Source organism: Frankia sp. EI5c (genome assembly GCF_001636565.1).
In the GTDB taxonomy this organism is placed as follows: Bacteria; Actinomycetota; Actinomycetes; order Frankiales; family Frankiaceae; genus Parafrankia.
The window spans coordinates 1-25,300 of the sequence record NZ_LRTK01000068.1 but is presented as its reverse complement, the minus strand read 5'-3'; the positions used below and the strand labels follow the sequence as shown (position 1 = coordinate 25,300).

16 protein-coding genes and 12 pseudogenes are annotated in these 25,300 nt (G+C 72.9%); 7 read left to right on the top strand and 21 right to left on the bottom strand.

Features of this window, described 5'->3' with window-relative positions:
• On the bottom strand, positions 1–404 hold a 404-nt coding region (locus tag UG55_RS30215; RefSeq protein ID WP_206779402.1), incomplete at its 3' end, for a hypothetical protein.
• A gap of 210 nt (positions 405–614) precedes the next feature.
• On the opposite strand from UG55_RS30215, the gene UG55_RS21590 reads away from it, so the two are divergent.
• From UG55_RS21590 to UG55_RS47805, 4 genes and pseudogenes are all read left to right on the top strand, one after another.
• On the top strand, positions 615–1,328 hold a 714-nt coding region (locus UG55_RS21590; RefSeq protein WP_242424906.1), incomplete at its 5' end, for a dienelactone hydrolase family protein.
• Between the two features lie 1,362 nt (positions 1,329–2,690).
• Positions 2,691–2,974, top strand: a pseudogene (locus UG55_RS47815) (alpha/beta hydrolase); the annotation flags it as partial.
• Position 2,975: 1 nt separating this feature from the next.
• Positions 2,976–3,064, top strand: a pseudogene (locus UG55_RS47810) (alpha/beta hydrolase); the annotation flags it as partial.
• Between the two features lie 35 nt (positions 3,065–3,099).
• Positions 3,100–3,316 (top strand): annotated as a pseudogene (locus UG55_RS47805) (alpha/beta hydrolase); the annotation flags it as partial.
• 1,186 nt (positions 3,317–4,502) lie between these two features.
• On the opposite strand, the pseudogene UG55_RS47800 reads toward UG55_RS47805, so the two are convergent.
• From UG55_RS47800 to UG55_RS21565, 4 genes and pseudogenes are all read right to left on the bottom strand, one after another.
• A pseudogene (locus tag UG55_RS47800) lies at positions 4,503–5,513 on the bottom strand (transglutaminase-like domain-containing protein); the annotation flags it as partial.
• Positions 5,514–5,572: 59 nt separating this feature from the next.
• Positions 5,573–6,716: transglutaminaseTgpA domain-containing protein (locus UG55_RS47795; RefSeq protein ID WP_396230968.1), on the bottom strand; the 1,144-nt coding region annotated here is incomplete at its 3' end.
• A 496-nt stretch (positions 6,717–7,212) separates the two neighbouring features.
• The coding region (locus UG55_RS47790) for a DUF58 domain-containing protein (protein WP_396230967.1) at positions 7,213–7,831 on the bottom strand (619 nt) is incomplete at its 3' end.
• A 201-nt stretch (positions 7,832–8,032) separates the two neighbouring features.
• Entirely contained in the window at positions 8,033–8,932 is a 900-nt protein-coding gene (locus UG55_RS21565; RefSeq protein WP_066072330.1) for a MoxR family ATPase, read from the bottom strand.
• Between the two features lie 148 nt (positions 8,933–9,080).
• On the opposite strand from UG55_RS21565, the gene UG55_RS30205 reads away from it, so the two are divergent.
• Positions 9,081–9,287: hypothetical protein (locus UG55_RS30205; RefSeq protein ID WP_206779401.1), on the top strand; the 207-nt coding region annotated here is incomplete at its 5' end.
• A gap of 5 nt (positions 9,288–9,292) precedes the next feature.
• Here the strand turns inward: UG55_RS30205 and UG55_RS47785 are convergent.
• From UG55_RS47785 to UG55_RS21545, 7 genes and pseudogenes are all read right to left on the bottom strand, one after another.
• A pseudogene (locus UG55_RS47785) lies at positions 9,293–9,963 on the bottom strand (protein kinase); the annotation flags it as partial.
• Between the two features lies 1 nt (position 9,964).
• Positions 9,965–11,361: pseudogene (locus UG55_RS47780) on the bottom strand (protein kinase); the annotation flags it as partial.
• Between the two features lie 189 nt (positions 11,362–11,550).
• A pseudogene (locus UG55_RS47775) lies at positions 11,551–13,965 on the bottom strand (FtsK/SpoIIIE domain-containing protein); the annotation flags it as partial.
• A 1-nt stretch (position 13,966) separates the two neighbouring features.
• On the bottom strand, positions 13,967–14,112 hold a 146-nt coding region (locus UG55_RS47770), incomplete at its 3' end, for an FtsK/SpoIIIE domain-containing protein (protein ID WP_396230966.1).
• Positions 14,113–15,282: 1,170 nt separating this feature from the next.
• Positions 15,283–16,185, bottom strand: a 903-nt coding sequence (locus UG55_RS30185; protein WP_206779400.1) for an FHA domain-containing protein, incomplete at its 3' end; no start/stop codon positions are given.
• A gap of 39 nt (positions 16,186–16,224) precedes the next feature.
• Positions 16,225–16,488 carry a WXG100 family type VII secretion target gene (locus UG55_RS21550; protein WP_066072309.1) on the bottom strand — a complete coding sequence of 88 codons (264 nt, stop codon included), beginning with the start codon at positions 16,486–16,488 and terminating at the stop codon, positions 16,225–16,227.
• 286 nt (positions 16,489–16,774) lie between these two features.
• Positions 16,775–17,278, bottom strand: a 504-nt coding sequence (locus UG55_RS21545) for an FHA domain-containing protein (protein WP_206779399.1), incomplete at its 3' end; no start/stop codon positions are given.
• 1,380 nt (positions 17,279–18,658) lie between these two features.
• Between UG55_RS21545 and UG55_RS30180 the strand changes: the two genes are divergently transcribed.
• Positions 18,659–20,155, top strand: a 1,497-nt coding sequence (locus UG55_RS30180) for a PASTA domain-containing protein (protein ID WP_206779398.1), incomplete at its 5' end; no start/stop codon positions are given.
• An 811-nt stretch (positions 20,156–20,966) separates the two neighbouring features.
• On the opposite strand, the gene UG55_RS21530 is transcribed toward UG55_RS30180, so the two are convergent.
• From UG55_RS21530 to UG55_RS21520, 6 genes and pseudogenes are all read right to left on the bottom strand, one after another.
• Positions 20,967–21,317 (bottom strand): hypothetical protein, encoded by a 351-nt coding sequence (locus UG55_RS21530; RefSeq protein WP_128423117.1) that lies wholly within the window; start codon positions 21,315–21,317, stop codon positions 20,967–20,969.
• 139 nt (positions 21,318–21,456) lie between these two features.
• A pseudogene (locus UG55_RS45620) lies at positions 21,457–21,523 on the bottom strand (hypothetical protein); the annotation flags it as partial.
• A 1-nt stretch (position 21,524) separates the two neighbouring features.
• Positions 21,525–21,620: pseudogene (locus UG55_RS41140) on the bottom strand (hypothetical protein); the annotation flags it as partial.
• A 1-nt stretch (position 21,621) separates the two neighbouring features.
• Positions 21,622–21,712 (bottom strand): annotated as a pseudogene (locus tag UG55_RS41135) (hypothetical protein); the annotation flags it as partial.
• Position 21,713: 1 nt separating this feature from the next.
• Positions 21,714–22,158 (bottom strand): glycohydrolase toxin TNT-related protein (locus UG55_RS41130; RefSeq protein WP_242424907.1); only part of this gene is annotated, 445 nt, incomplete at its 3' end.
• Positions 22,159–22,374: 216 nt separating this feature from the next.
• Positions 22,375–22,956 (bottom strand): NADPH-dependent FMN reductase, encoded by a 582-nt coding sequence (locus tag UG55_RS21520; RefSeq protein ID WP_066072291.1) that lies wholly within the window; start codon positions 22,954–22,956, stop codon positions 22,375–22,377.
• Positions 22,957–23,171: 215 nt separating this feature from the next.
• Between UG55_RS21520 and UG55_RS21515 the strand changes: the two genes are divergently transcribed.
• Entirely contained in the window at positions 23,172–24,086 is a 915-nt protein-coding gene (locus UG55_RS21515; RefSeq protein WP_066072288.1) for an NADP-dependent oxidoreductase, read from the top strand.
• 125 nt (positions 24,087–24,211) lie between these two features.
• Here UG55_RS21515 and UG55_RS45615 read toward each other — a convergent pair.
• The 3 genes and pseudogenes from UG55_RS45615 to UG55_RS21510 form a co-directional block, all read right to left on the bottom strand.
• A pseudogene (locus UG55_RS45615) lies at positions 24,212–24,275 on the bottom strand (hypothetical protein); the annotation flags it as partial.
• Position 24,276: 1 nt separating this feature from the next.
• Positions 24,277–24,551 (bottom strand): annotated as a pseudogene (locus UG55_RS41125) (amidohydrolase); the annotation flags it as partial.
• A 1-nt stretch (position 24,552) separates the two neighbouring features.
• A partial coding sequence (locus tag UG55_RS21510) for an amidohydrolase family protein (protein WP_242424905.1) occupies positions 24,553–25,300 on the bottom strand: 748 nt, incomplete at both ends.

Below are 25,300 nucleotides of genomic sequence, written 5' to 3'. Positions count from 1 at the left end.
CGCGTGTCCGCGAGGATGCGCCGACAGCGACTGAAGAGCTCTGGGTGTCCTTCGCCCGCGGGGGTTGCGGCCCCTGCGTCACCGTGGTCGTCAAGACGTCTCGGCAGGAGACACAAGGAGCCCTTCAGGCGTGGGATCGCCACTCCCGCGCCCGCACCCGAAACGCCGACCACCATCGTCAGATCACCGAGACTGTCGCCGGACAACTCACCCAGACAATCGGCGCAGGCGGCGATATCCCGGTCTCTTGGCCCACCACCGGTCAACCATTCCGGCAGCAGGAAGACCACCTCGTGTGTCGACCCGGCATGCCGCCCTGACCCGGTGGGTAGATCGGCCCACCGGGTCAGGAACCCGTTCGGCGCCGCGCGCCACGCCACGCGCCGCGCCGCGTGGCGCGCCACGCCATGTCTGGTAGCGTCATCGCGTCCGCGAACGGCCTGAGGAGGTGAGACCCATTACCGCTGTATCCGGCTGGGTGCTCCCCTCTCGCTGCGGGACGGCTCTCCTCGCATAGGTGGCCGTCGGGAGCGCCCACAGGCATCCCGAAAGGCAACACACTTATGCGTTTCACCTCCCAGACGACCGCGAACGGTGTCTCGGAACGTCCGTTNACCGTTGACGGCATCCCCGGCGTGCTCTGGTCCCCGGCCGATGCCACCGGCCCCCGACCCCTGATGCTGCTCGGCCACGGCGGCGGCCAGCACAAGAACGCCCCGGGGGTGCTGGCCCGCGCCCACCGCTACGTGGCGGGTTTCGGTTTCGCGGTGGCGGCGATCGACGCGCCCGGCCACGGCGACCGACCACAGACCGCACACGACGAAGAGGTCTTCGCGCAACTGCGGCGGAAGATGGCGGCGGGCGAACCCGTCGGCGCGCTGATCGCCCAGGACAACGCCGCCCGCGCCACCCAGGCTGTTCCCGAGTGGCAGGCCACCCTGGACGCCCTCCAGAACCTCGACGAGGTCGGGGCGGCCGGACCCGTCGGCTACTGGGGCGTGTCCCTGGGCAGCATGATCGGTATGCCGTTCGTCGCAGCCGAACCGCGGATCACCGCCGCCGTGTTCGGTCTCGTCGGCTACGACACCCTCACCGATGCCGCGACCCGCATCACCGTCCCGGTGCAGTTCCTGCTCCAGTGGGACGACGAGATCGCGCCCCGCGCGGCCGGTCTCGCGTTGTTCGACGCCCTCGCCTCCCCCGAGAAGACGCTGCGCGCCAACTCCGGCCGCCACCTGGATCTGCCCAGGTTCGAGATGGACGGTGACGAGCGCTTCTTCGCCCGTCACCTCGCCGCAACCGGACCCGCCCCGACCACGGTCGCCTAGCGCGCCGGCCTGGCCAGGGCGCAACACCCTGGCCAGGCCTGGCGAGCTCTAGCTCGGCGCCGGCCGGGAGTCGTGGTAAGTGGCGTCCGGGTCGGCTGGCCGGGGCCAGGTGATGGTGATGCGGGTGTGAGCTCGGTCGAGGGTCCGGCCTGGTGGCAGGTTGTGGTCCGGCGTTCCGACGGGATGGGCGGTGACGCGCGGATCGGGGCCGTCGCGGTGGTCGCGTTCCCAGACGCGGACCTGGTCGGCGACGTCCTCGGCGAGGGTGGTGGCGTCGGGGCCGAAGGAGTGCACCCGGAACTCGTACCACGAGTCGGCGATCTTCNGGCAGGTCAGGTAGGCGAGGCTGGCACCGTTGACGACAGCGGGAGGCATCGCATCGGGTTCGCGGGCATCACCCCTACTACAGATCGTGATCGCCGGTCGGCCGCTATCACCATGCCTGATCGCGACGCGCGATACCTTCGCTGGCGGCGAACGTCCCGTTGACGTCCCGGGACAGCCCCGACCGGCGGCGGCGATTTCAGCGGGNGAGGGCGAGCCGGTGCGCCAGCCGGGCGGGCGGCGCCGTGCGGGCGAGGATGTCGGCCCCAGCTGTTCCGTCACCGGGCTATTGGNGGCCAGGACGCGGCGATAAGAGTCACCTCGATTCGCACGCCCGGACACTGACCAGCGCTTTCTCAGGTAATCCAAGAAGACTGTTGACGTAGCTCACACCGTCGGTCATGCTGACCAAACTAAGCAAGCGCTTAGGTGATCTGTCACAGGTCGGGCTTGACCCCTTTGACCGTGGCCACCACCTTCTCGCTGNCCNNCCGTTCGCTCACAGGTTCGCCGTGCCAAAATTCCGGCTACCCGTATGCGAGATAGTTGTACCGACTTGAGCAAGTGCCGTCTCGCGCCCTTTGTCGAGCCGGTTGGCGACCCTGCCATAACCGGCCTTCCGCATCACCTGCGCCGTGCCCTTCATTGCACGTGAAAGTAGCCGGCCAGCGCAATTCTCCTCGCCAGAACATCACTCCGGTGCCGCACACATCGGCGGCATCCAAAGGACAGGGCTGATGTCGATCAGCCCTACGTGAAAGGGGTTCGCCATGCGTGGCGGAAAACTGCTGGGANGTGCCCGCAGACGGGTTCAAATGGCGCTCGCGGGATCCTTGACCGCGGCTTTATGCGCCGGCATCGTGGCCGCCGCACCCGCCCAGGCGGCGGACAACCCCTACGCCAAGGGACCCAACCCGACGGAGTCGAGCGTCACCGCGACCACCGGCCCGTTCGCGGTGACGACCTCCAACATCTCGCCGTTCGTCTCCGGCTTCGGCGGTGGCACTCTCTACTACCCGACCGCCACCAACCAGGGCNCCTACGGCGCGATCGCGCTCTCGCCCGGGTACACCGCCGGCTGGTCCAGCATCTCCTGGCTCGGCCCGCGGCTGGCCTCGTTCGGGTTCGTGGTCGTCGGCATCGAGACGAACAGCAGGTACGACTACCCGGATTCCCGGGGCGACCAGCTGCTCGCCGCTCTCGACTGGGCAGTGCAGAGCAGCCCGGCGGCCAGCCGGATCGACCCCACCCGGCTCGCCGTGGGCGGCCATTCCATGGGCGGCGGCGGATCGCTGGAAGCCGCGTCCGACCGGCCATCCCTGNAGGCCGTTCTGCCGCTGGCACCGTGGAACTCGGACAAGACCTGGAACGAGGTCGGCGTACCGACACTGATCATCGGCGGTGAGTCCGACNCCGTCGCTCCCATGAGCTCCCACTCGACGCCGTNCTACAACTCGCTCGGCGGCGAGAAGGCCCTGCTCGAACTCAACAACGCGAGCCACTTCTTCCCGCAGACCTCGAACAGCCTGGTCGCGAAACTGATGATTTCCTGGGCCAAGCGGTGGGTGGACAACGACACCCGTTACAGCCAGTTCCTCTGCCCGGGCCCGGCCGCCAGCACCTTCGGGGAGGTCCAGGAGTACCGGCAGACCTGCCCGTTCTGATTACTCGCTCTGATCACTCGCTCTGAATCCTGACCCGCCGGTCACCGCGGCCACCGCGCGATTCTCCGTAGTTCGCGAGAACAACGGATGAATCGGCGGTGGCCGCGGCTTGTTTCTGGCTCCACCTCACGGCCACCCGGTGTTCGCTACCGTCGGCGGATGCTCCTCGGGACGCGGGATCGTCGGCGGGCGGTACCTCGGTTTCGTCGCGATTCTCGCGGTCGCGGCCGCGTGTCCCCGGGTGACGCTGGTGTCTGATCAGAGGGGATATCCCGTCGGCTGGGCCGGCCGGGCGGCCGACCGATGATGGCGCCGGCCCGGCACCGGACCCCACCGTCCCACCTGTTCGACATCCACGATCCCGTCTGCGGGTGCCTTGGCCGGTGATGATCCCGCCGCGGTGCGGTCACGGGGTCGCCGGCGCCCCGCGGGACACCGCGGTAACGGGGCTACCTGGGCTTTCAGAGCGCCGGCAGGCCCCGAAACAGCCGTCACCCACCCGTGCGGCGTGGGTCCGCGAGGATTCGCCGACAGCGACTGAAGGGCTTTGTGTGTCCTTCACTCGCAGGGGTTGCGGCGCCTATGTCGCCGTGGTTGTCAAGACGTCTCGGTGGGAGACACGAACAGCCCTTCAGGCGCGGGATCGGCACTGCCGCGCCCGCGCCCGGAACGCTGACCATCATCGTCAGATCACCGAACGCACCCGCCGTGAACCCGCCGCACCTCGCCCGCGCCGTCCGCTAAGCACCCGACAGCGCCTCCGTCGAGCCCGCGGCTTCCAGTGGTGGGGCCCGCTACGCTTCGTCCCGCCTGTCCGAGCAGGGTGGACGATTCCCGGGGGTTTCCGCCGGGGTGAATACGGGCTTGACCCGGCCCGGGACGAGGGATCTCCTGGGGGTCCCGGACCCCTGGACAGGGGACGATCCGGCGGCGGTATTGGGTCGTGACGGTGCCGGGCCAGACCGGCAGACTCAGTGACGGCAAGTGGGTGACGGGGGGGTAGGGCGCCCGGTCGGGGGGCCGGCGTCCACCACACCCACAGCCTGGGCGTGCGCCTGCACGGGGGGGCAAGCGTGCGGAAAGTGTGGTGGGCACCAGTTCGGGGGATCCGGTGCCCACCACACCCATTTCGGCCAAGCGGCCAGACCGCCGCGGAGCCAGCCGGCCGCGGAGCCAGGGTCGGAGCTCAGGCCGGCCGGCGCCGGAACGAGGCGAGCGAGAACCGGGCGCGGGCCCTTCTCAGCCGTGGTGTGGTCGCCCGTAGCTCCCGCCGCACCCGGGCCAGCAGGAGCCAGGCCCGGTCGGACTGCTCCGGCGCGGGCGCCCAGGGCGAGAAGGTCACGGTCTCGTGCACGGCCAGCAGCTCGCCGACCGGTCCGGTGAGCCGCGGGGAGGTGTGCCGGGTCACCAGGGCGGCGATTTCCTGGCCGGTGTGGCCGGGCAGGAGCGGTAGGCCATGGTCCGTCAGGCTGTCGACCAGCTCCTGACGGGCACCCTCGATGCGGGACGGGATGTCGGCCCGCCGCTGCCGGCGCACGCTCCGAACCAGCTTGGCGCCCGGCACCGCCCCGACCGCGAGCAACGCGGCGCCGAGGACGGCGAGCAGGGCGAGGAGGGCGAGCGGCGGGCCGCCGGGCGGGGTCGCCCGGCTGCGCCCGGCGGTGCTGTCGGCGGCCCCGGGTGCCGCGTCCACCGGTCGACCCGGGACCACTTCGGGAGCACCCGCCCTGGTGTGTGGATCGTCCGCCGGGTCGGGGGCGGGCAGCGGTCGCCCGCGGGTGGCCTCCGGCGGCGTTCCGACCCGGTTGTCCAGGGGCGACGGGTCGAACTGCACCCAGCCTGACTCGTCGAACAGCACCTCCGCCCAGACATGCGCGTTGCCGCCGTCGACACGGTAGCCGCCCAGCTGGCGGTCGTACTCCGGCATCAGATAGCCCGACACGACTCGGGCCTGGTAGCCGAGCGAGCGGATCATCACCGCGAAGGCGCTGGCGAACTGCTCGGCGGTGCCGCGGTGGCCGGCGAGCAGCCGGCTCACCTGGTAGAGGCCGTGGCCTCTCGGCGCGTCCACGCTGTCGTCGTACTGGTACGTCCCGCTGCCGCGGAACAGGTTCCAGACTGCCCGCACCCGGTCGTACGGAGTGCGTTCACGCGCCGCGGCCTGGGTGGCGGCGGCGCGGACGGGCGCTGGGACGGCNTAGCCGGGCTCGTCCGACGCGGGGGTCGGCGCATCGACGCGCAGCCGGCTGACATCGNGGTCGGAAACCACGCCGACCAGGGAGTAGCCGGTGGGCACGGCCCGGTCGGCGGGCACGACGACATCGCCCGTCGACCTGTTCACCCCCAGGCCACCGACAGACAACCGCAGCGGACGTCCAGCGGACGGCAGCCAGGTCAGCGCCTCCGGGTTCCCGACGGTCACGTTGATCTCCACCTCCCGCCCCGGCGCCCGGCCGGGTCGCGACCCGAGCCGCTGGTCGGCTCGCAGGTAGGCGGCGGACGTCGTCCAGTAGACGCCGTCGAAGTCGGTGAGGGTGACAGCCCGTAGCCGGTCCACCGGGGTGGCGGTGCGCACGGTCAGGTTCGGGCCCGGCCGCTTCCCGGTCGCCAGGGCCGGGAACTCGACCAGCGGACTGACGCTGGAACGTGGCGCCACCGGCTGGGAGACGAGGGACTGCGCGTCGAAGCGAGGGTCGCCGCCCGGCCCGGCCGGGGCGAAGGGCACGAACGGCGCGAGCAGCAGACCCAGCGCACCGGCCACGGCGGCGGCCGTCGCGGTGGCCGCGGCACCGCGGAACCGAGCCGGCCAGCCCTGGTCAGGGCCGCGCTGACCGGCCAGCCGAGGCCCACCGGCCAGCCGAGGCCCACCGGCCAGCCGAGGCCCACCGGCCAGCCGGGATGCGGGTTCCGGGGCGGTCGGCGTGCCATCCGTCGCCCGGCGCCAGGTCGCAAGCCTCGTCGCGGCGACCAGCGCGAAGGCGGGTCCGAGCCAGCCGGCCGGCGGCGCCGCGGAGGCACCGACCGCCAGCGCGACGCCGGCGCAGACCAGTGGGGGCAGCACGGGTGACAGGCCGTTTCGGCCACGCAGTGCAAGCTCGGCGCTGAGCAGGGCGGCGGCGCCGACAGCCAGGATGACGGCCGCGAGCTCCGGTCCGTCCGCGCGCACCGGCAGACCTGTGGTGAGCAGCCTGCGGGGTCCGTCGAGGACCGCCCGGCCCGGAGCGGCCAGCAGGGCCGCGTAACCGGTCAGGCCGGCGCCCGCGATGGCACACCGGTTCCCGCCGGTGAGCCGGGTGCGGCCGGCGAGCAGCCCGCTGAGCGTGACCGGCACCGCGACCGCGCCGAGAAGCCCGAGCTCGAACCGTCCGAGCCCGCCGGTCGGCTGGTAGCCGCCGAACACCGGAGCGAAAGCCAGGCCCGCCAGCAGCGAGAGCGCACCCGACAGCACCAACGCGAGCGGCACGTCCTGCCGGCCCTCCCGGCCCGCGCCTGGTTCGACGACGGCGGTCACGGGGCGCCCAGCCGGCGCCAGGCCGCGACGATGTCGACGGCGGTCTCGCCGCGGAGCACGACCGCGCCCGGCCGGGGCGTGGAGGTCCGGGGCACGGCGGTGGCGCCGTCGAGGCCGGTGTGCAGCTCGGCGACGACGACCAGCGCGTGCCGATCGGGCCGGGACAGCATCGAGGCCGCGACCCCGCCGTCGCCGGTCACCACGACGACGCAGCCGCCGGGCTCGATCCGCTCCACCATGCGCAGCAGCGCGGCGGAGGTCGTCTCCTCGGCTGGTTCGGCCGCGGCGAGGCGGTCCAGTTGGTCGCCCGAGACGGGACCCGGGGCCTGAACCGAGGTCCGAACCGAGGTCCGGGTGCGGGCCGCGTCCTCCCCGACGATCCGCNGCGCCGCCGGTCGCCCCCGGGACGCCGGACCGGCCAGGCCGCCGAGGGCGAACGACGCGGCGACCTCGACCGCCTCCTCGAAACCCGCCTCGTCGAACACGGCCCCGCGGGCGTCGAGCACGACTGTCACGGTGGGCTCGTCCGCGTCCACATGTTCCTTGACCATCAGCCTTCCGGTGCGTGCGCTCTGCTTCCAGTGGATGTGGCGCGGGTCGTCGCCCAGGGCGTAGTCCCGCAGCGCGGAGAACGCCGCGGTTCCGGCGGTGGCGGACGCGCGGACCGGTCCTTCGAGGTCGAGGACGACGCCGGCCGGCGGGTGCCGCACGGGATGCACCCGGGGCCGGACCCAGACGGTCAGCTCCCCCGCCACCAGCCGGGACCGGCGGAAGATGCCGAGCGGGTCGCGCCGTTCGATGGTGACCGGGCCGAGCACCAGCGGGCCGCGCCGGGTGCCGGGGACGGGGTAGCGAACGGTGCGCCGGTCCCCCGGCGGCAGCGGCGGGATCGCCAGCTCCACCGGCCTCCCCTGAATCCGGTCGACGGCCACCAGGCGCGGCGCCGGCCAGCGGGAGCTGTTGTGGGCGACGAGCTGGCCGAGTGTCACGTCACCGACCGTCATCCGGTCGGAGTGCACCGTCCGGGTGACCGCCAGGCGCGGCCGCACCAGCACGGTCGCGGCGGCGAGAATCAACAGGATGCTCCAGGTCACAGCCAGACCGACGAGCATCGGATACCCCGCCGCGACCCCGAGTGCCCCCGTCGCGATCGTCGCCGCGATGAGACCCCGCCCGACCGGGGTGACCGTCGTGGCTGGCACGGGCTAGCTCGCCTGGGTCCTGGTCGGTGCCGGCACGCTGGCCAGCACCTCGTCCAGGACGTCGACCACCCGCGTTCCGCGCACGTCGGCGTCCGGGGTGAGCAGCAGGCGGTGGGCCAGTACCGGCCGGGCGACGGCCTTGACGTCGTCGGGCACGACATAGGGGCGGCCCTGGCCGTAGGCGAGTGCCTGGGCGGCCCGCAGCCAGCCGAGGCTGCCCCGCGGGCTGACGCCCAGCCGAAGCTCGGGCCGCGTCCGCGTCGCCGCGGCCAGGGTGGCGACGTACTGCACGACGGAGGGCGAGGTGTGCGACTGCCGGACCATCGCGATCATCTGGCTCACCGTCTGGGGCGAGGTGACCGCCGCCAGCTGGGCCGCGCTCGCGGCGGAATCGCCGCCGGTGAGGATCTCCATCTCGGTGGCGAGGTCCGGGTAGCCCACCGAAAGGCGCATGAGGAAACGGTCGAGCTGCGCCTCGGGAAGGCGGTAGGTACCTTCCATGTCAATGGGGTTCTGGGTGGCGAGGACCATGAACGGCAGCGGCACCCGATGCGTTTCGGCGTCGACCGTGACCTGCCTTTCCTCCATCACCTCCAGCAGCGCCGACTGCGTCTTCGGGGACGCCCGGTTGATTTCGTCGCCGATGACGACGTTGGCGAAGACGGCGCCGGGACGGAACTCGAAACGGCCCGCCTCGGCGCGCCACATCGAGATCCCGGTGATGTCCGAGGGAAGCAGGTCGGGGGTGAACTGCACGCGCTGCCACGTGCCGCCGATCGAGACGGCGAGTGCCTTGGCGAGCGACGTCTTGCCGACTCCGGGGGCGTCCTCGACCAGCAGATGACCACCGGCGAACAGGCACGCGACGGCCATCCGGACCACGTCCGTCTTGCCACGCAGCACCTTTTCGACATTGGCGACGACAGCGTCGTGGACGTATCTGAAGCTCGCCCCGTCGTCGCTCGGGTGGTTCGGACCGCCGTTGTGGCCGAGCGACGGGTAGGCGGNGGCTTCCGGCTGGGGAATGTAGGTCATCTTTCCCTCGTGAGANGAATGCGGGGCACCGGGCGGTCAGTTCTCGCGTCAGTTCTCGCCGAAGACCAGGCAGCGCCGCCCGGCCGCGGTGGCCGGGGTCGCCGGCCGGGTGGTCAGGACCACTGCGACGGCGGTGAAACAGTGCTCGCCCGGGCCGGGTTCGATGCGCCGGGACGTCTGCCCCGGCGCCAGGGGAAGACCGGTCCCGCTCCCGTCGACGTAGACGACCTACTGGACGAGGCCGGGCATCGCCGGGGTGCCGGCGAAGGAGATCTCGGCGGCCCCCGGCCCCGAAAGGTCGGCGGTGAATGCGACGGGCAGGAGAACCGGGCGGGCCGCCGCCGGCGCGGGCGTCGCCGGCGCACGTCCCCGCAGCGCGAGTCCCACCCCGGCCCCCGTGCCCACGATCACCGCGAGCAGCACGGCCACCGGCAGCCGCCAGCGCCGGCGGGACGCGGGCGGTGCCGGCGGCCGGGGACGCTCCGGGACGGGAACAGCCGCGTCCGCGGTCAGGAGCGTCCCGTCCCCCGCCGCCCGCGACGGGACGCGGCTGCCGCCGGAGACACCGGTGCCGCCGGAGACACCGGTGCCGCCCGAGACCAGTTCCAACAGTTCTTCGGCGCCCTGGTCTTCGGCCCCCTGGCTGGATCTTCCAGGTGATGCCAGCTCGCGCTCCAACGCGCGGGCCAGCGGCTCCGCGGCGGGGCGGAGTTCCGGTGTCTTGTGCAGGCAGGCCTCGACGGTCGCCCACAGGGATGGGGGCAGGCCCGCGGGCCGGGCCGGGATCTGTTCCACCTGGGCGCGCAGGAGGGCGAGCTCGTTGCCGTACTCGAACGGCCGCCGGCCGGCGAGCAGCTCGTAGGCCATGACTCCGAACGAGTACACGTCCACGGCGGGGGNCGCCGGACGTCCCGTCACCAGCTCGGGCGCCAGGTAGGCCGCCGTCCCCAGCAGGTGGGAGGACCGGGTGAGCGCCGGGTCGCCGGCCGCGCGCGCGATCCCGAAATCCGTCAGCCGCGCGACCGGGCGGCCGTCCCGCCGTTCGACGAGCACGTTCTCCGGTTTGACGTCACGGTGCACGATGCCGGCGTCGTGCACGGCGGCAAGGCCCGCGGCCACCTGCGCGAGCAGCGACACCGCGTCCGCGCGGGACGGCCGGTCGGTGATCAGCATCCCGCGCAGATCGGTGCCGTCGACCAGCTCCATGATGATCGCGAGCGTCTCGCCCTCGGCGACGAGGTCATGGACCCGCACGACATTGGGGTGGCGCACCCTGGTCAGCGTGGTGCGCTCGCGCAGGAACCGGACGACGGTCTCCGGCTGGTCCGCCAGATCGGAGCGCAGCACCTTCACCGCGACGGCGGCGCCGGTGTCCCGACGCCGACCCCGCCACACCTGACCGGTGGCCCCGCGGCCGATCCTGGCCTCAAGCAGGTAGTTGCTGCCGAGCGCCTGCCCGTCGGCCGGGGGCGCGACCACCGGCAGCGGCGCGGTCGGCGGCCGGGTCTCGATCTGCTCGTACGCGCGGACCAGCAGTCCCGCGAACTCGCCGGCCGTTGCCGGGCGCCGACGCGGCTGCGGCGACATCGCCGCGCGCAGGACGTCCCGGACGGCGGCCGGCACGTCGTCCCCCGTCAGGTCGGGAACGGGGCCCGCCAGCGCGCGCCGCGCCAGGCGCTCCCCGAACCCGGGCCCGGCGTCGGGTCCGCCGTCCGCGTACGGCACCCGGCCGGACAGGAGGGTGAAGACCGTCGCGGCCAGCGCGTACACGTCGGAGGCGACCGTCCAGTCGGCACCGCTGAGCACCTCCGGCGGCCGGTAGCCGACGTTGGGGCCTGGTCCGTCCGGGGAAAGCGCCGGCAGCAGCGGGTGCGCCAGTGCGACGCCCGCCGCCTCCGCCGGCCCGCGGAGAAGGTTCCCCGGCGTGATGTTGCCGTGCAGCAGCCCCTCGGAGTGCAGGGCGTCCAGCGCGGACGCGCAGCCGGTCACCGCGCTCAGGACAGTCGCGGCAGCCAGCGGGCCCTCGGCCCGCAGCCGGTCGCCGAGGGACCCCGTCGCTCGCCCGCTGACGAGGAAGCAGCTCCCGTCACCGGCGAGTCCCGCCGCCAACAGCGGCCAGAGGTGGGGGTGGGACGGCGCGGCCAGGAGGTCCTCCGCCTGCTCCAGCACCCGCGCCAGGACGGGCTGGTCGAGCTGACCGACCAGGTGCGCGGCCACCGCGAGGCCGTCGGCGACGCGGGTGGCGGCGATCACGGGGCCCAGCCGGCCCGCGGCGAGGACCTCCCCGACCCGGTACCNGGGCAGTTCGGTCGGTCCCGGTGCACTCACAGTCGAGGCGTCCCCCTGTTCACGCGTCGATCCAGACGTCCCGGGCCAGGCGCGGCCACGATTCTCGGTACCGACATGACGGAAAACGACGCCTTCGGAACGAAAAGGTAGCGCGGCGGCGGCGGAGGGCGACAAGGTGGCGCCGGACAATGACGACGTCATGATGACCCGGTCACCGGCGTCCCGGTGGAGTCCAGCACCTGGACGAGCTCGTGGCTGCCGCGCGCCACCAGCAGCGCGCGGCCGACGGGCCACGTCCCGACCATCGACCGGGGCAGCCGCAGGTCGAAGACCTCACCGTCGGCCTGGGAACCCGGGCAGAGCAGCAGCCCGGACCGGGAGCGCCGGGTGGCGGCGATCCATCCCCGGTAGCGGTTCGCGTTCAGGTCGTCAGTTGTTCCCGCCGTCACCAGGACCGAGCCGCTGTCGCGGACCGTGCGCAGGAACCGTTCGAGCGGTTCCCCGGCGCCGAGGTCGTCGATCAGCTCGGCGTCGTCCACGATCACCGCGATCCGCCGCCCGGACCGTTCGGCCTCGTCGAGGTGCCCGGCGAGATCCTTCAGGTTCCGGCAGACCTGGATGACGCCGGGCAGCGAGGCCAGGCCGCGCAGCGGGGACGGCCGCGGCGCGAGCGCGACGACGGGCAGCGTGCCGCCCGCCCGGCCGCGCAGTGTCCGGATGATCGAAACGAGCGCGCCGCTGCGGCCCGACCGGGCGGGGCCGGCCACCACGAAGCAGCCACCCAGCGCGGCCAGATCGACATCGATCGGAACCACCTGGTCCCCGCCGACGACCGGCGTGCAGACAGCCGCCGCCGCGGCGTCGGCGGCAGTCGCGTCGGTAGCCGTTGACGTGGCTAGGGCGGCCGGTGATCCGGCCACCTCGGACAGCGAGACCCGTTCCGGCAGCGGGTCGAGGCGCCTCGGGCGGCGATCCGCGGGCAGGCCCCGCCAGCGGGTGGCGGCGTCGGCGGCGGCGGACCGAACCGCCGGCGGATCGGAGCGGACGAGCTGTATCTGCTCGCCGGTGGCCACCCAGACCGCGCGCCCGGCCGGCATCGTCCGCGGCACGGACCGGCGGTCGAGTCCGTACACGGCGTAGTCCTCGTGGTCGGCCTGGCGCAGGACCAGCCTGGCCTCCACCAGCCCGCTCAGGCGGTAGCTGAACCCGGAGCGGTCCGTGCTGAGCGCGACGAGCACGCCCGCCGACGGGCCATGGCGCAGCAGGCGCTCGACGGCCTCGACGAGTCGGCCGCCGTCGATCTCGTTGTAACGGGCGTGGAACGCCTCGAACTGGTCGAGGAGCACCACCAGGTACGGCGGCCGGTCCGCCGGGGCGGCGGCGGCTCGCTGCTCGGCCAGCGAGCCCAGGCCGGCCGCGGCGAGCTGGTTCTGCCGGCGGCTGATCTCCCGGTCGAGGAACGCGAACAGCCGATCGAGCCGGGGCAGGTCGGTGCCGTCGACGACCGCACCGGTGTGCGGGAGGGCGGTCAGGCCGCGCAGGCCGCCGTTACCGCAGTCGATCGCGTAAAGATGCACGTCACCTGGGCTCGCGGCCGCGACGAGGCCGGTGGCCAGCGTGCGCAGCGCCGTCGAGCGGCCGCTGCGGACGGTGCCGGTGATCGCGAGGGAGCCGACCCGTTCGAGATCGAGGGCGAACGGGACCTGCTCCTGTTCCGACGGCCGGTCGGCCAGGCCCAGGACCACCCGCACCGGCGCGGCTGCCTCGCCGTCCGCGGCAAGGAGCGCCGCCGCGAGCTCCGCGCGATCCGCGCGATCCGCGAGATCCGCGAGATCCGCTCTGGTCAGCAGGTCGGGCAGCGGCGGCAGCCAGGGGCGGCGCGGTTCCGCGGCGCCGGCGCGGCACGCCGCCGCCCTGAGCTCGCGGATGAGCACGTCGAGATCCGTCTCCCCCGACGAGGCCTCCGGCCGCGGCGGCCGGGGCGCATCCCCGGCCGCGGTGAACACTCGGGGAATGACCCGTGGCGGTTCCGCGGCGGCGGTGGTGGTGGTCGGCCGCGGCCCGCCGACCCGCGCGGTCTGGAAGGCCGTCAGCTCGCGGTGCCCGGTCCGCAGGTAGGCACGGCCGGGGGTGCCGCTGGAGATGCGCGCGGCATCCGGGACGTCGATGACGTCGGTGCTGTCCGCCTGGCTGGTGACCCGCAGGCAGATCCTGAGGTTCAGATTCGCCCGCAGCTCCGGGGTGACGACACCGGCCGGCCGCTGGGTGGCGAGGATCAGATGGATCCCCAGGCTGCGGCCCCGCATGCCGATACCCACCAGGCCCGGGACGAAGTCCGGCACGTCCTCGACGAGAGTAGCGAACTCGTCGACGACGATGACGAGCCGCGGCAGGCCCGGGTCGCCCGCCGCCCACAGCTCGTCGACGTCCCTGGCGCCCGCGGCGGCGAGCAGCCGCTCCCGGCGGCGCAGCTCGGCGCCCAGCGACTCCAGCACCCGGCCCGCATGGTGGCCGTCCAGGTCGGTGACGAGGCCGACGCAGTGCGGGAGCGCGGCGGCGGCGGCGAACGCGCTGCCGCCCTTGTAGTCCACGAGCAGGAACGTCATCGCCGCNGGCGGATTGGCCAGGGCGAGCGAGGCGACCATCGTCTGGAGCAGCTCGGACTTGCCCGCCCCGCTGGTACCGGCGACGAGCGCGTGCGGCCCGTCGCGACGCAGGTCGGCGTGCAGCGGCCCGTCGACGCCGGCCCCGAGCAGCATCCTGGTCGACGGCCCGGCGGCCCCGGCCCCCTCCCCGGCCGCCCAGGGCACGGGAGCCGTCGCCGAGGGCGGCTCGGCGGGACCGGCGGGACCGGCGGGGCCGGTGAGACCCGTAAGACCGGCGAGCTCGACGTACCGCAGTGATCCGGGCAGCTCGGAGCCCGGCCCGCCGGCGCCGAGCAGCCGCAGCGGCCGCAGCGCGCGGGCCACCCGTTCGGCGAGCTCCAGCGGCATCCCGTCGGCGAGGACGTCGTCGACCTGCGCGGCGGTGGGGCGTCTCACCCGCAGCCGGCTCCCGGCCGGCCCGCGGGCGGTCAGCGTGGCGCGGCACTCGGCGGGCAGACTCTCCTCCTCGGTGTCGAGGCACAGCCCGTAGACACCGACCGCGGGCCCGTCCCGGAGGACGTCGGTGAGGCCACGCAGGGCGCGCTGCCGCCGCGCGCCGTCGAGCAGGACGATGTACACCCGCTCGGCGGGCCGGGCGGCGTCCGCCGGCCGCGGGAGGGATCCGGCGGTGGCGCGGCGATCGGCGATGAGCTGGCGGAGCTCCGCCAGCCGCGCCTCCGCCTGGCTCACGTCGGCACCCACCAGCCGCCAGGGGGCCCCGGCGGCCGTCGCGGCCCCGGCGGCCGTCGCGGGGGGCCGCAGATGCCCGAGCCAGGTCGTCCACTCCCAGTCCCGGCCGGCGTCCGGGTCGTCCGTGAGCAGCACCAGCCCGACCGCGTCCGGTTCGTGCAGGACGGCGAGCTGGACCAGCAGGGCCCGGGTGAGGGCCAGCACCGCCGGTCGCGAACCGGCCAGGCCGAGAACACCCACCTCCCGGAGGTCGACCGCGATCGGCACGAGCCGGCGCGTCGGAACCTCGACCGCCGCGCCCGGGACGGCTACCGAGGCGACGTCGGTGTGGGTGGCCGGTGCGTCCGGCGCGCGGTCCGCCAGCCCGCAGCGCAACAACAGGAAGTCGTCATCGTCGGGGCGGCGCTCCCACAGGCGGCCGCCGGGCGCCCGCGCGGTCGCCAGCAGGGTGGCCGGGTCCGGGAAGGCCGCCCGCAGACGGCGCTCCTCGGCCTCGGCGTACACCGTGAGCTCGGCTGCCAGGTCGGCGAGCCGGCCGCGGTGTTCGGCCAGCCGACGACGGTGCTCGGCGCGGTTACCGCGCCGGTCGCTCCNGGCGTTCGCCACCAGCATCATCGGCGACAGCACCATGAAGACGAGGTAGTAGCGGGCGCCCGGCATCAGCGCGAACAGGCCCGCGGCCACCAGCAGCGGCAGTACCACCGACACGAGCGGGAACCGGTGGGACGGCGGCTCCGCCGGGGCCGGAGGGACGTCGAAGGCGGGCTGGGCGGCGACCTCGGGAATGCGCGGCGGACGGTTGACGACATACCCGGGCGCGCGCGGGTCGGGCACGAGGATCCCGGCGGCCGGTACCGGCTTGCGCAGTTCGAGCGCCGTCTCCCCGACCTGGAAGACGTCCGCTTCGCGCAGGGTTGCGGAGCCGTCCAGCCGGTAGCCCGCCCAGGCGACCCCGTTGCGCGAGCCCGCGTCGGCGAGTTCCACCCCGTCCGGCTCCGCTGACGTGAGCGTCAGAACTGCATGCTCCCGACTCACCTCGGGGTCGTGGAGCACGATGTCGTTGCCCGGGCCGCGCCCGACGCGGACCGTGCCGGCCCGCGGCAACACCGTGCTGCCGCCGGCCGCCAACCCACCGACGACAGCCAGTTCCCACCGGCCTCCGACCCTCGCCGTGCCCGGTGCCGGTGCCGGAGCCGGAGCCGGAGCCGGTGCCGGTTCGCCCAGCGCGACAGTCGCGCCGGAGGTCAACCCGGCCGCTCCGCAGGTGAGATCGTCGTCCAGGGGCGTGTCACCGAGGAACAGCGCCTGACCGGCCGACCGATCGAAGGCGTCCTCGGCGGCGGTGCCGGCCAGCCGCCGCGGGACGTTCCCGGCCGCCTGGAACGCGAGCAGCGCGCGGCGGACGTCGCCGACCCGGGTTTCCGGGCTGATCATGACGGAGATGACCCGTCGCGATCCGTCGCGGTCGACGAGGTCGAGGTCAAGGTCGAGGTCCACGGTGCCGCACCCGGTGAAGGAGATCCCTGTTCGCCGCGGTCAGGAGCCCGCGGCCGTCAGCGCCTCGGCGCGCCGGCGGACCTCGTCGGCGGCGGCGGTCAGCGCGGCCGAGAGACTGCGCAGCGCCGGCCGGTACTCCGTCTCCCAGGAGGCCCGGAAACGGTCCGCGGCGCCGCCCTTCCAGTGGGCGTTCTGCACCTGCGTCGTCAGCTCCGACAGCAGCGTGTCAACCACACCGCTCTGCCGCTTGAGGCTGGTGTTCAGCCCGTTGAGATCGCCGATCTCGGCACCGATGACGGCCATCCGACACCTCCGAAAGTCGCACTCCGCAGACGATCCGCGGGTCGTCGCCGACGTTAGGCAGAGTGCTGACCGAGGGGAATCGGAAACCCTCCCCATTGACGGCGCCGGGTGCTCAGCGCCGCAGCAGCCGCAGGTCCTCCTTCGTGATGATGCNGGTGGTGATGGCGTACTCGGCCAGGTTGGTGAGCGCGTTCCACCCGGTCAGGTTCGGCACGCCGGCGTTCGTCAGCCGGGTTCGGAGGTGCTCGATCCGCTTCACCACCGTGCTGCGCGGCACGTTGAGCCNGGCGGCCGCGGCGGCATAGCTGCGCGGATACGGATCATGCCGCGGCGGATCCTCCAGGTAACCCGCGAACAGCGCCACCAGGGCGAGCCGGTCCGCGCCATTGATCATGACGTTCTCGCCCGCGGCTGTCAGGGTGCCACCCACCATGGCGGCCGCGGCCTCATCCGTACGCGGATCGTCCGGTGGCCGTACCGCCCCGGGAACACTCACCCGCAGGGTGTAGACGCGGTCGGTGCCGTCGAGGACGACGCGCACCGGTTCCTCGACGGCGACCCGGCGGCCGGGCGGGACGACGCTTCGGAAACCGAACTCGTCGACGACGGCGAAGAGGCGGGTGCCGCTGTCGTTGGACAGCCACCAGGTACCGCCGTCGTGGTAGACGGACCCGGCGACGCGGGAGATCGCCGAGTCATCCACCGCCAGCCGCGCCGTGCACTCACCGGAACGACCGAAGGTGAACCGCTGCTCCTCGACCAGTGGGAACGCGTGACCATCGAAATCCACCTGACCGGACATCCGGTGGGAACCCCTTCCCGTTCTGCCGCAGCGGTTTGTCTCCATATCATCGCGGCCAGCGCCGAGAGGAGATCCGTGAGCCCCCGATCTCGAACCATCNCCCCCGCCGAGGCCAGCGGAATTCCGCGAACCGTTCGCCGGCTGCTGGCACGCCACGGGGGTCGGGTGCGCACCCGCCTGGCCCTCACGGCGGTGCTGCTGCTGACCGTGGTCGGCGTGTCTACCGGTACCGGGTACCGCGTGTCGCAGGCCGTGCTCGGGGACGCGAGCACCTACCTGCCGAGCGGCCACAGCGTCGCCCACGTCAACGGGCTCACCGGCGAGGCCGACGCGCGGGTGCAGGGAACACTCGCGGCCGGGCGGGAGCGGCTGGAGACCGTTCAGGCGGGCGGGCGGCTCTACGTGCTCAACAAGGACACCGGCGCGCTGTCACAGGTGGACACCTCCCTGATGACCGCCGCCCCCGTCGCCGGCGCGACCCCGAACAGCCCGACCCCGAACAGCCCGGCCACGGACGGTGCGACGCCCGCGGGCACGGCACCGACGGGCACGACACCCGCGCTTGTGGCCGGCGGCGAAAGTGCCTATCTCACGTCCGAGCCCAGCCCGGGCGAGAGCTCGGTAGCCGAGCTCAACCCCGCGCAGGGCCCGCTCCGCCCGGTCGCGCTGAACGGGAAGATCGTCGGGCAGGCGGTGGACTCCACCGGCACCGCCTGGGTCCTGCTCGCGGACGGACGCCTCGCCGAGGTGCGCGGTGCCGACCTCGTCTCCACGGTGAACGTCGGCCGGGACAGCAGGCTCCTGCTCACCCTGCTGCACGACCGGCCGGTTGTCGTACGCGGCGACGCNGGCGAGGTCCTGGTCGTGCGGCCGGACGGCGGGACGAACACGATCCCGGTCCAGCTGCCGACCGGCACGGCCCTCCAGCTCTCCGCGCCGAGCGCCACCGCCGACACGGCGTGGCTCGTCATCTCACCGGAACGACGGATGATCCGGATCGACATCGATCGCGAGACCGTCGGCGAGGCCGTCAGCCTGGACGCCGGCACCGGCACCGGCACCGGCACGGAGCCCCGGTACGGCTCGCCGCTGGAGATGCATGGCCGGGTGTACGTCCCGGACCACGCGAACCGGCAGGTCCTGAGCTACGACGCCACCTCGCCGGCAGCGACGGCACCGGGCCGGATCCGGGTCCCCGCCGACGGCTCCGGGGACGTCGCCCTGACAGTCGACGGGGACCGACTGTGGATCAACGACCAGTACGCCGTCCGGGCGACCGTGGTCGCCGCTGACGGCACCAGCTCGACGATCGACAAGGGTGCCGGCCCCGGGCTCGCCGGCCCCGGCAATGACGAGGACGNGGCGCCNACCACCGGCCCCACCACCGGGCCGACCGCTCCGCCGGCGCCTGCCTCATCAGCACCGGCCACGTCGGGTGCCGTTCCGGAGCGGACCCGTCCGCCCGTGCCGTCCACCGGCAACCCACCGTCGACCAGCAACCCACCGTCCACCAGCAACCCACCGTCCACCAGCAACCCACCGTCGACCCGCAACCCACCGTCGACCGACCCACCACCGCCCGGCGGCGGGCTACTGGGCGGAATCCTGCCGGGGGATCCCCAGGCGAGCACGCCGAGCACGCCGACCGTGCCGATGGTGGCCGTGCCGGACGTCCGCGGCCAGGACCAGGCCCGAGCCTGCGCGACGCTGCGTGCCGCCCGGCTGGAATGCCGCCCGGTCGCGTCCGGTCAGGTGGGCGGTGGTCCGGTCGGGTCCGTCGTCGCCACCGATCCGACGCCCGGCACGGAGGTCCAGGAGCGCTACATCGTCGAGGTCCGCTACCGGGACCGGGCGCAGGTGCCGGACCTCGTCGGGAAGACCGCCACCGCTGCGTGCGCCGAGCTGGTCGGCCTCGGCCTGACCTGCACGCAGGTCGTCGAGGGACTCGCCACCACCGCGGCGGGGCTCAACACGGTGACCCGGCAGTCACCGAGCTCCGGCGAGCGGATCGACTCCGGGGCCGCCGTCACCATCGCCTTCCCGGACAAGATCACGGTTCCCTCGGTCGCGGGTATCCCCTACCCGGATGCCTGTACCCAGCTCTCCGCCCTCGGCTTCACCGCCTGCACCCCGACCGACGCCGGCCTGGCCCCGGCGGGGCAGGCCGCGGGCAGCGTGATCGGCCAGGCCCCGGAGGCAGGCACGGGAGCGGGGCCGAACGACCCGATCACGCTCCAGTACTACGGGGGTGTGCAGGTCACCGTGCCCAACCTGATCGGCCTGAGCCCGGCGGATGCGGCGGCGCAGCTCAGCAACCTCGGGCTGGCGCCCGCCCCCACCTCGGACGAGGTCACCTCCCAGCCGAACGTGGTCCATGCGCAGAGCGTGGCTGCCGGGTCCGCGGTGGCACCGGGCACCGCCGTCGGGTACGTCTACGAGGACGCGCCACTGGTGCCGCTCTACCTGCACAAACGCAGCGGTGAGCCGTACTACCTGCTGAGCACCGACGCGAGCGTGCCGGGCTACACCTTCAACCGGGCCCTCGGCAACGTCTTCCCCGCCTCCACACCGGGCGGCGGTACCACGGCCGTGTACCGGTACCGATGCGACAACGCCTGCGGGCCCGGCACCACCTACTACTTCTCCATGACGAATGTCGCCTCGACCGCGCCGGCCTGGGTCAACGACGGTGTCGCCTTCTACGCCTACGCACAGGGTCCGGCCGGGGCGGCCCAGGTGGACGCCATGTTCGACCGACCGGACAGTTCGTGGGTCTGGGCGGTCAATCCCTCCGGCCCGTACTCCGAATACGCGGCCCGCGGATACACGAGCAACAACTTCGTGCTCGGCTACATCTGGCCCTAGCACGCGAAGGGCCCTGGCACGCGAAAGCTCCTCGGACGGGTGGTCGGGAAAGCCGGCCACCCATCCGAGGAGCGACGTTGCGGAGCGACGTTCTAGGGAACCGGCACGGGCAGCGGAACCGGCACCGGAATCGGGAAGGGTCCGTCGCCGGCCGGCCGGTCGTCCGGCGACGGCAGATCCTCCAGCGCACCTTCCACCGCGTCGGTGACGGAATCCGCCGCGTCGGCGACCGCGTTCGCGGCCCGCTCGAAGAATCCGGGTGCCGGCGGGGGCGGCGGCGGGGGTGGCGGCAGATCGGGCAGCTCGACCGGGGGCTGGCACTGGCCCAGATCCTGGTTGGCCTGCTGCCGGAGGCTGTTCGCGATCGCGCCGTCGGTGATGTCGGTGAGTGCCTCCCGCAGGCGGCCCGCGCCGACCTGCGCCCCGCCGGCCGCGGCCGCCGCCGATTCGTGGAGCAGGTTGCGCACCGGGTCGTCCAGCGGGCACTCGAAGTTCTCCACCACCTGCCGCAGCCGCACCGCCAGCCCTCCGGGCAGCTGCCCCGGCCGGCCGGCCGCGTCCGCCAGTTCGGCGAGTACCGCCCGGGCCCGCACATCCCGCCCGAGTCCCTGGACGGTGCCGGCCGCGCGGGCCAGGGCGGCTCCGATCCGGCCCAGCTCGGCCCGCACCTGCCGAGCGAGCGCGGGCGGCAGGTCGTAGCCGTCGGCGAGCGTCGGGATCGTCGCGCTCATCCGGCGGGCGACCTCGGTCGCCGTGTCGAGATCCTGGGCGACCAGACGCATCGNCGCCGGGTCGAGCCGGAGGTACTCGGTCATGTGCGCCCCCAGCGGGACAGGTCGCGGACGGCCGCGTCATAGCGATCCACCCGGCGCTGCCAGTCCGCCTGCTCGCGGGTCAGGTCGTCGGCGGCGCCCCGGAGCAGCGTGGCGAGCCCCCGCACCGCTTCCGCGGCGGGCCGGGCCACCGCCTGCCAGTCGCTCACGGCGTTGTTCACATAACGCGCCGCCCGGCCCGTCCAGATTTCCGATCCGACCAGGCCGTGCACTTTCCCGGCCGCGTGCACCTCGTCCTGCAGGGAACTCGCGTAGGCGTCGCATACGGCGGCGAGAGCACGGCAGTCGCCGGGTGAGCCGGGTGGTTTCGGTCCAGGAGGAGATTCCATGCCATGACGTTAGGAACCGACCCGTCGGGACGTCGATGGTAAGCCTTCCCCACCTGCCCGCCTGCCCGCCTGCCCGCCTCCCCCCCTGCCCGCCTGCCTGCCTGTCCGCGGCGGCGGGCGACGCACCGGTCGACGGTCGCTACATCTTCCGGTCGCCGACCGGGATCTCGACGATGTAGTTGTTGTCAAGCAGGTACTGGGTCCGCNGGTTGCCCGTCGACAGGTCGCAGAGATCCGAGGTCCCCGAGCCCGGCACGAGAGCGCAGACGAGCTGGTACTGCTCACCGTCGCCCGGCTGGTCGANCCACGGGCGGATCGCGCCGGAATAGACCTGGAACTCCTTCACCACCTCGTAGACGTGATAGTTGCAGCCACCGGGGTCGACGGTGTCGTCCNGGCTTGACGGCGGGAGCGAACGCTGGGCGTAGTCGGTCCCCCGCGGGGCGAGGAAGCTTCCCCGGGGCAGGCCGAAGCGGTCGATCTGCTGCCCCGGGAACAACGTAGTCACCGCTCGCACCGGAGTTCCGTCGGGATTGACATAATATCCGTTCTGCGGCGGGAATACCCAGTTCCCGGGAATCCCCGGGAACGGCGAGAAGGTGGCGGACGGATCCCACCAGGTGCCGAGGAACTGCCGGGTCGAGTGCTCCCCCGTCCGCTCGTAGTCGGCGAGCTCCCGGGCTACCTCGCCGAAGACGGGGAGCTTGGCCGGGCCGAGCCTGGGGTCGTTTTTGAGATCTGCCCGCGAGCACTGGTCAAAGGGCTGGATCTGGGGCAGAGCAGCGTTCGCGGTGGTCGGTGCCGACGCGGCGAGGAGAAGTCCGCCGGCGGCCAGCGACATGAGCGTCCGGCGTAGAAACACCCGTGGCTCCCGTGGTCAACGAAATATGGATAGCGACCACGGAGAGTAGTTCTCGGGTTTCGTGCCCCGGCGGTGTGACCGGATAGCGCGCCGGGGCGCGTGTCGCCGCGCTGCTCCCGCCTTCGGTAGCGGCGACCGGATTGGGCTCGGCCCGCCGGCCCGCCGGGTTCTGGCGCCTTCAGAACCAGTATGGGGTCAGAACCGGTATGGGGTGTGCCTTCTGGCCGCGGTGAGCGCATTCGACCACCAGCACAGCTCGTCGAGCATCGTCCGGGCGGCCGCGTTGCAGCCGTCGGGCTCCGTGGGCGATCCGTCCTCGCCGAACCGGGCCCAGGCGCCGTGGAAGCTGACGGTGTCGCGGACGGTGACCGCGTGCAGTTCGGCGAAGACCTGGCGCAGATGCTCCACCGCCCGCAGCCCGCCGGAGACGCCGCCGTAGGAGACAAAGCCGACCGGCTTCGCCTTCCATTCGGCGTGGTGCCAGTCGATGACCGTCTTCAACACGGCCGGATAACTGTGGTTGTACTCGGGCGTGACGACGACGAAGGCGTCGGCGGCGGCGAACTTCCCGGTGATTCCGGCCAGTTCCTCGGTGCCGGGCCCGCTCCGGGAGCCAAGCTGCGCCGGAAGGCTGACCGCACCGAGGTCGACGACCTCGGCCGCGACCCCCTCATGCTGGGCCGCCTGCCGTACGAACCATTCGGAAACAACCGGCGCGAACCGGCCGGACCGGTTGCTTCCGACGATGACGGTCAGGTTGACGGGTGCGCTGGACATGAAACTCCGCCCCTTGAGTTCGCTGGGCGCCGTGTTCGGCGGGATCTCTCCGGAACCTAGAACCTGAACCTCGGTCGAGGTCAAGTTTCCGCACGGGCCGGATACCCCGGCCATCTTCTTGACCTCAACCCCGGTTCAGCCCGCAGGCTGGCGTGACCCGCTCTCACCCGCGGCCTACGCCCGTCAGAAACCTCAGAAACCGAGGAGCCGTGTAGATGAAAGCCGCCGCGTTTTACGCGCCCGGACCACCCGAGGCACTTCGCCTGGTGGAGCTGCGCCGGCCCGAGCCCGCTCCCGGCGAGCTCCGCGTCCGGGTGCGGGCCGCGGGTGTGCAGCCAGTCGACCTGGCGATCCGCGAGGGGCGGATGCCTCCGGCTGTCGACGCCAGCCCGCTGGTTCCCGGCAACGAGTTCGCCGGCGTCGTCGACGAACTGGGCCCGTGGGTCACCGGCTTCGCCGTCGGGGACGAGGTCCTCGGCTTCCGCGTGCTGGGGTGCTACGCCGAGTACGTGGTCGTCCCGGCCGACCAGGTGGTGCGGCGGCCCGCCGGGTTGCCCTGGGAGATCGCCGGTGGGCTGTCCGGTGCCGGGCAGACCGCCCACACCGCGGTCGAGGTACTCCGGCTCACCGCCGGCGACACGGTTCTCATCCACGCCGCCGCCGGTGCCGTCGGCACGGTCGCGGTGCAGCTCGCCCGGCTGGCCGGCGCGACGGTGATCGGCACCGCGAGCCCGGCCAACCACGACTATCTGCGCTCGCTGGGGGCTGTTCCGGTGTCATATGGCAGCGGCCTGGTGGACCGGGTCCGGGCGGTCGCGCCCGGCGGCGTCGACGCGAGCCTGGACGCGGCCGGCGCGGACGGCCTGCGCGCCGCGGTGGAACTCGTCGGGGATCGGGACCGGATCGCGACGATCGTCGCGTTCGAGCTGGCTGCGCAGCTGGGGGTCCGCTGGTTGCGCAGCCAGCGGTCCGCGGCCCGGCTCGCGGCCCTGGTCGACCTGTACGTCAGGGGACGGCTGCGGGTACAGCTACGTCACGCCTACCCGCTGGAACGGGCCGCGGATGCCCACCGTGACGTGGGGACGGGGCACGGCCGGGGCAAGGTGGTCCTCACGCCCCAGCCCGTCTGACAGACACGTCCAACGAACAACCACTGCCGAACAACGGCTGACGAACACGTTTGGAAACGCAGCCTGCCGTCAGCGCGGACGACGTCGTCCACGCTGACGGCAGGTTCTTTCTGGAGAAGATCCGGTCAGACGGTGGCGGGGAGCTTCAGCGCCTCGGCGAGGTTGCCGCCCATCACCTTGGCGATGTCCNCCTTGGACAGGCCCTCGAGCTCGTCCACGTAGGACACCGGGTCCGACATGCCCTCGGCGTGCGGGAAGTCGGAGCCGAAGACGACCCGGTCCACACCCACGACGTCGATGAGACCGCGCGGGTTCTCCTCGAAGAAGTGGTGGATCCAGACGTTGCGCTTGAGCACCTTGATCGGGTCCTCGTCGTAGAGCTTGGGGCTCTTCGCGTACGACTCGCCCGCGGCCTCGACAAAGGGGCGCACCCAGCCGGAGCCGTTCTCGACCGGCAGGATCCGCNGCGTCGGGAAACGGGTGAGCAGCCCGTGCCCGATCAGCGAGGTGATCGTGTCGAAGATGCCCCGGTGCTGCTTGTGCATGATGTCGATGAAGGCGGTCGGCGTGGCGAACGGCAGGTGCTCACCGTCCTGCCGGCCTTCCCACATGTTGTAGTAGCGGGTCAGGCCGTCATCGGAGGAGTGCAGGCCGACGGTGATGTCCGCCTCCACGACCTTCTCCCAGAACGGGTCGAACTCCGGCAGCGCGAACGAGCGGAAGCCCTCGTAGCCGGGCACCGGCGCCGGCCGGATCAGGATGACCTTCGCGCCGCGCTCGACGATCCACTCGAGCTCCTTGATGGCCTCACTGACGATCGGCAGCGTGACCACGGGAGTCGCGAAGATGCGGTTCTCGTAGTTGAAGGTCCACTGCTCGTGCATCCACTGGTTCAGCGCGTGCACGACCACGTGGGTGGCCTTCGGGTCCATCCGCAGCCGGTCCTCCAGCAGGCTCGCCAGGGTCGGCCACATGATCGCCCGGTCGATGCCGAGCTCGTTCATCAGCTTGAGCCGGGGCTCAGGAGCGAAGAACGCCTCGGGTGAGCGGATCGGCTTGCCCATCAGCTCCCGGGTCGACTTCCCCTCCGGGTTGCCGTTCTTGAAGTAGTCCTCCCAGGCGCCCGGCCGCGCCACGACACTGAAGGTCGGGTTGGGAATGTACTCGGAGATCACACCCCGCACCGCGATCTGGTCGCGCCCATTCACCTGAAC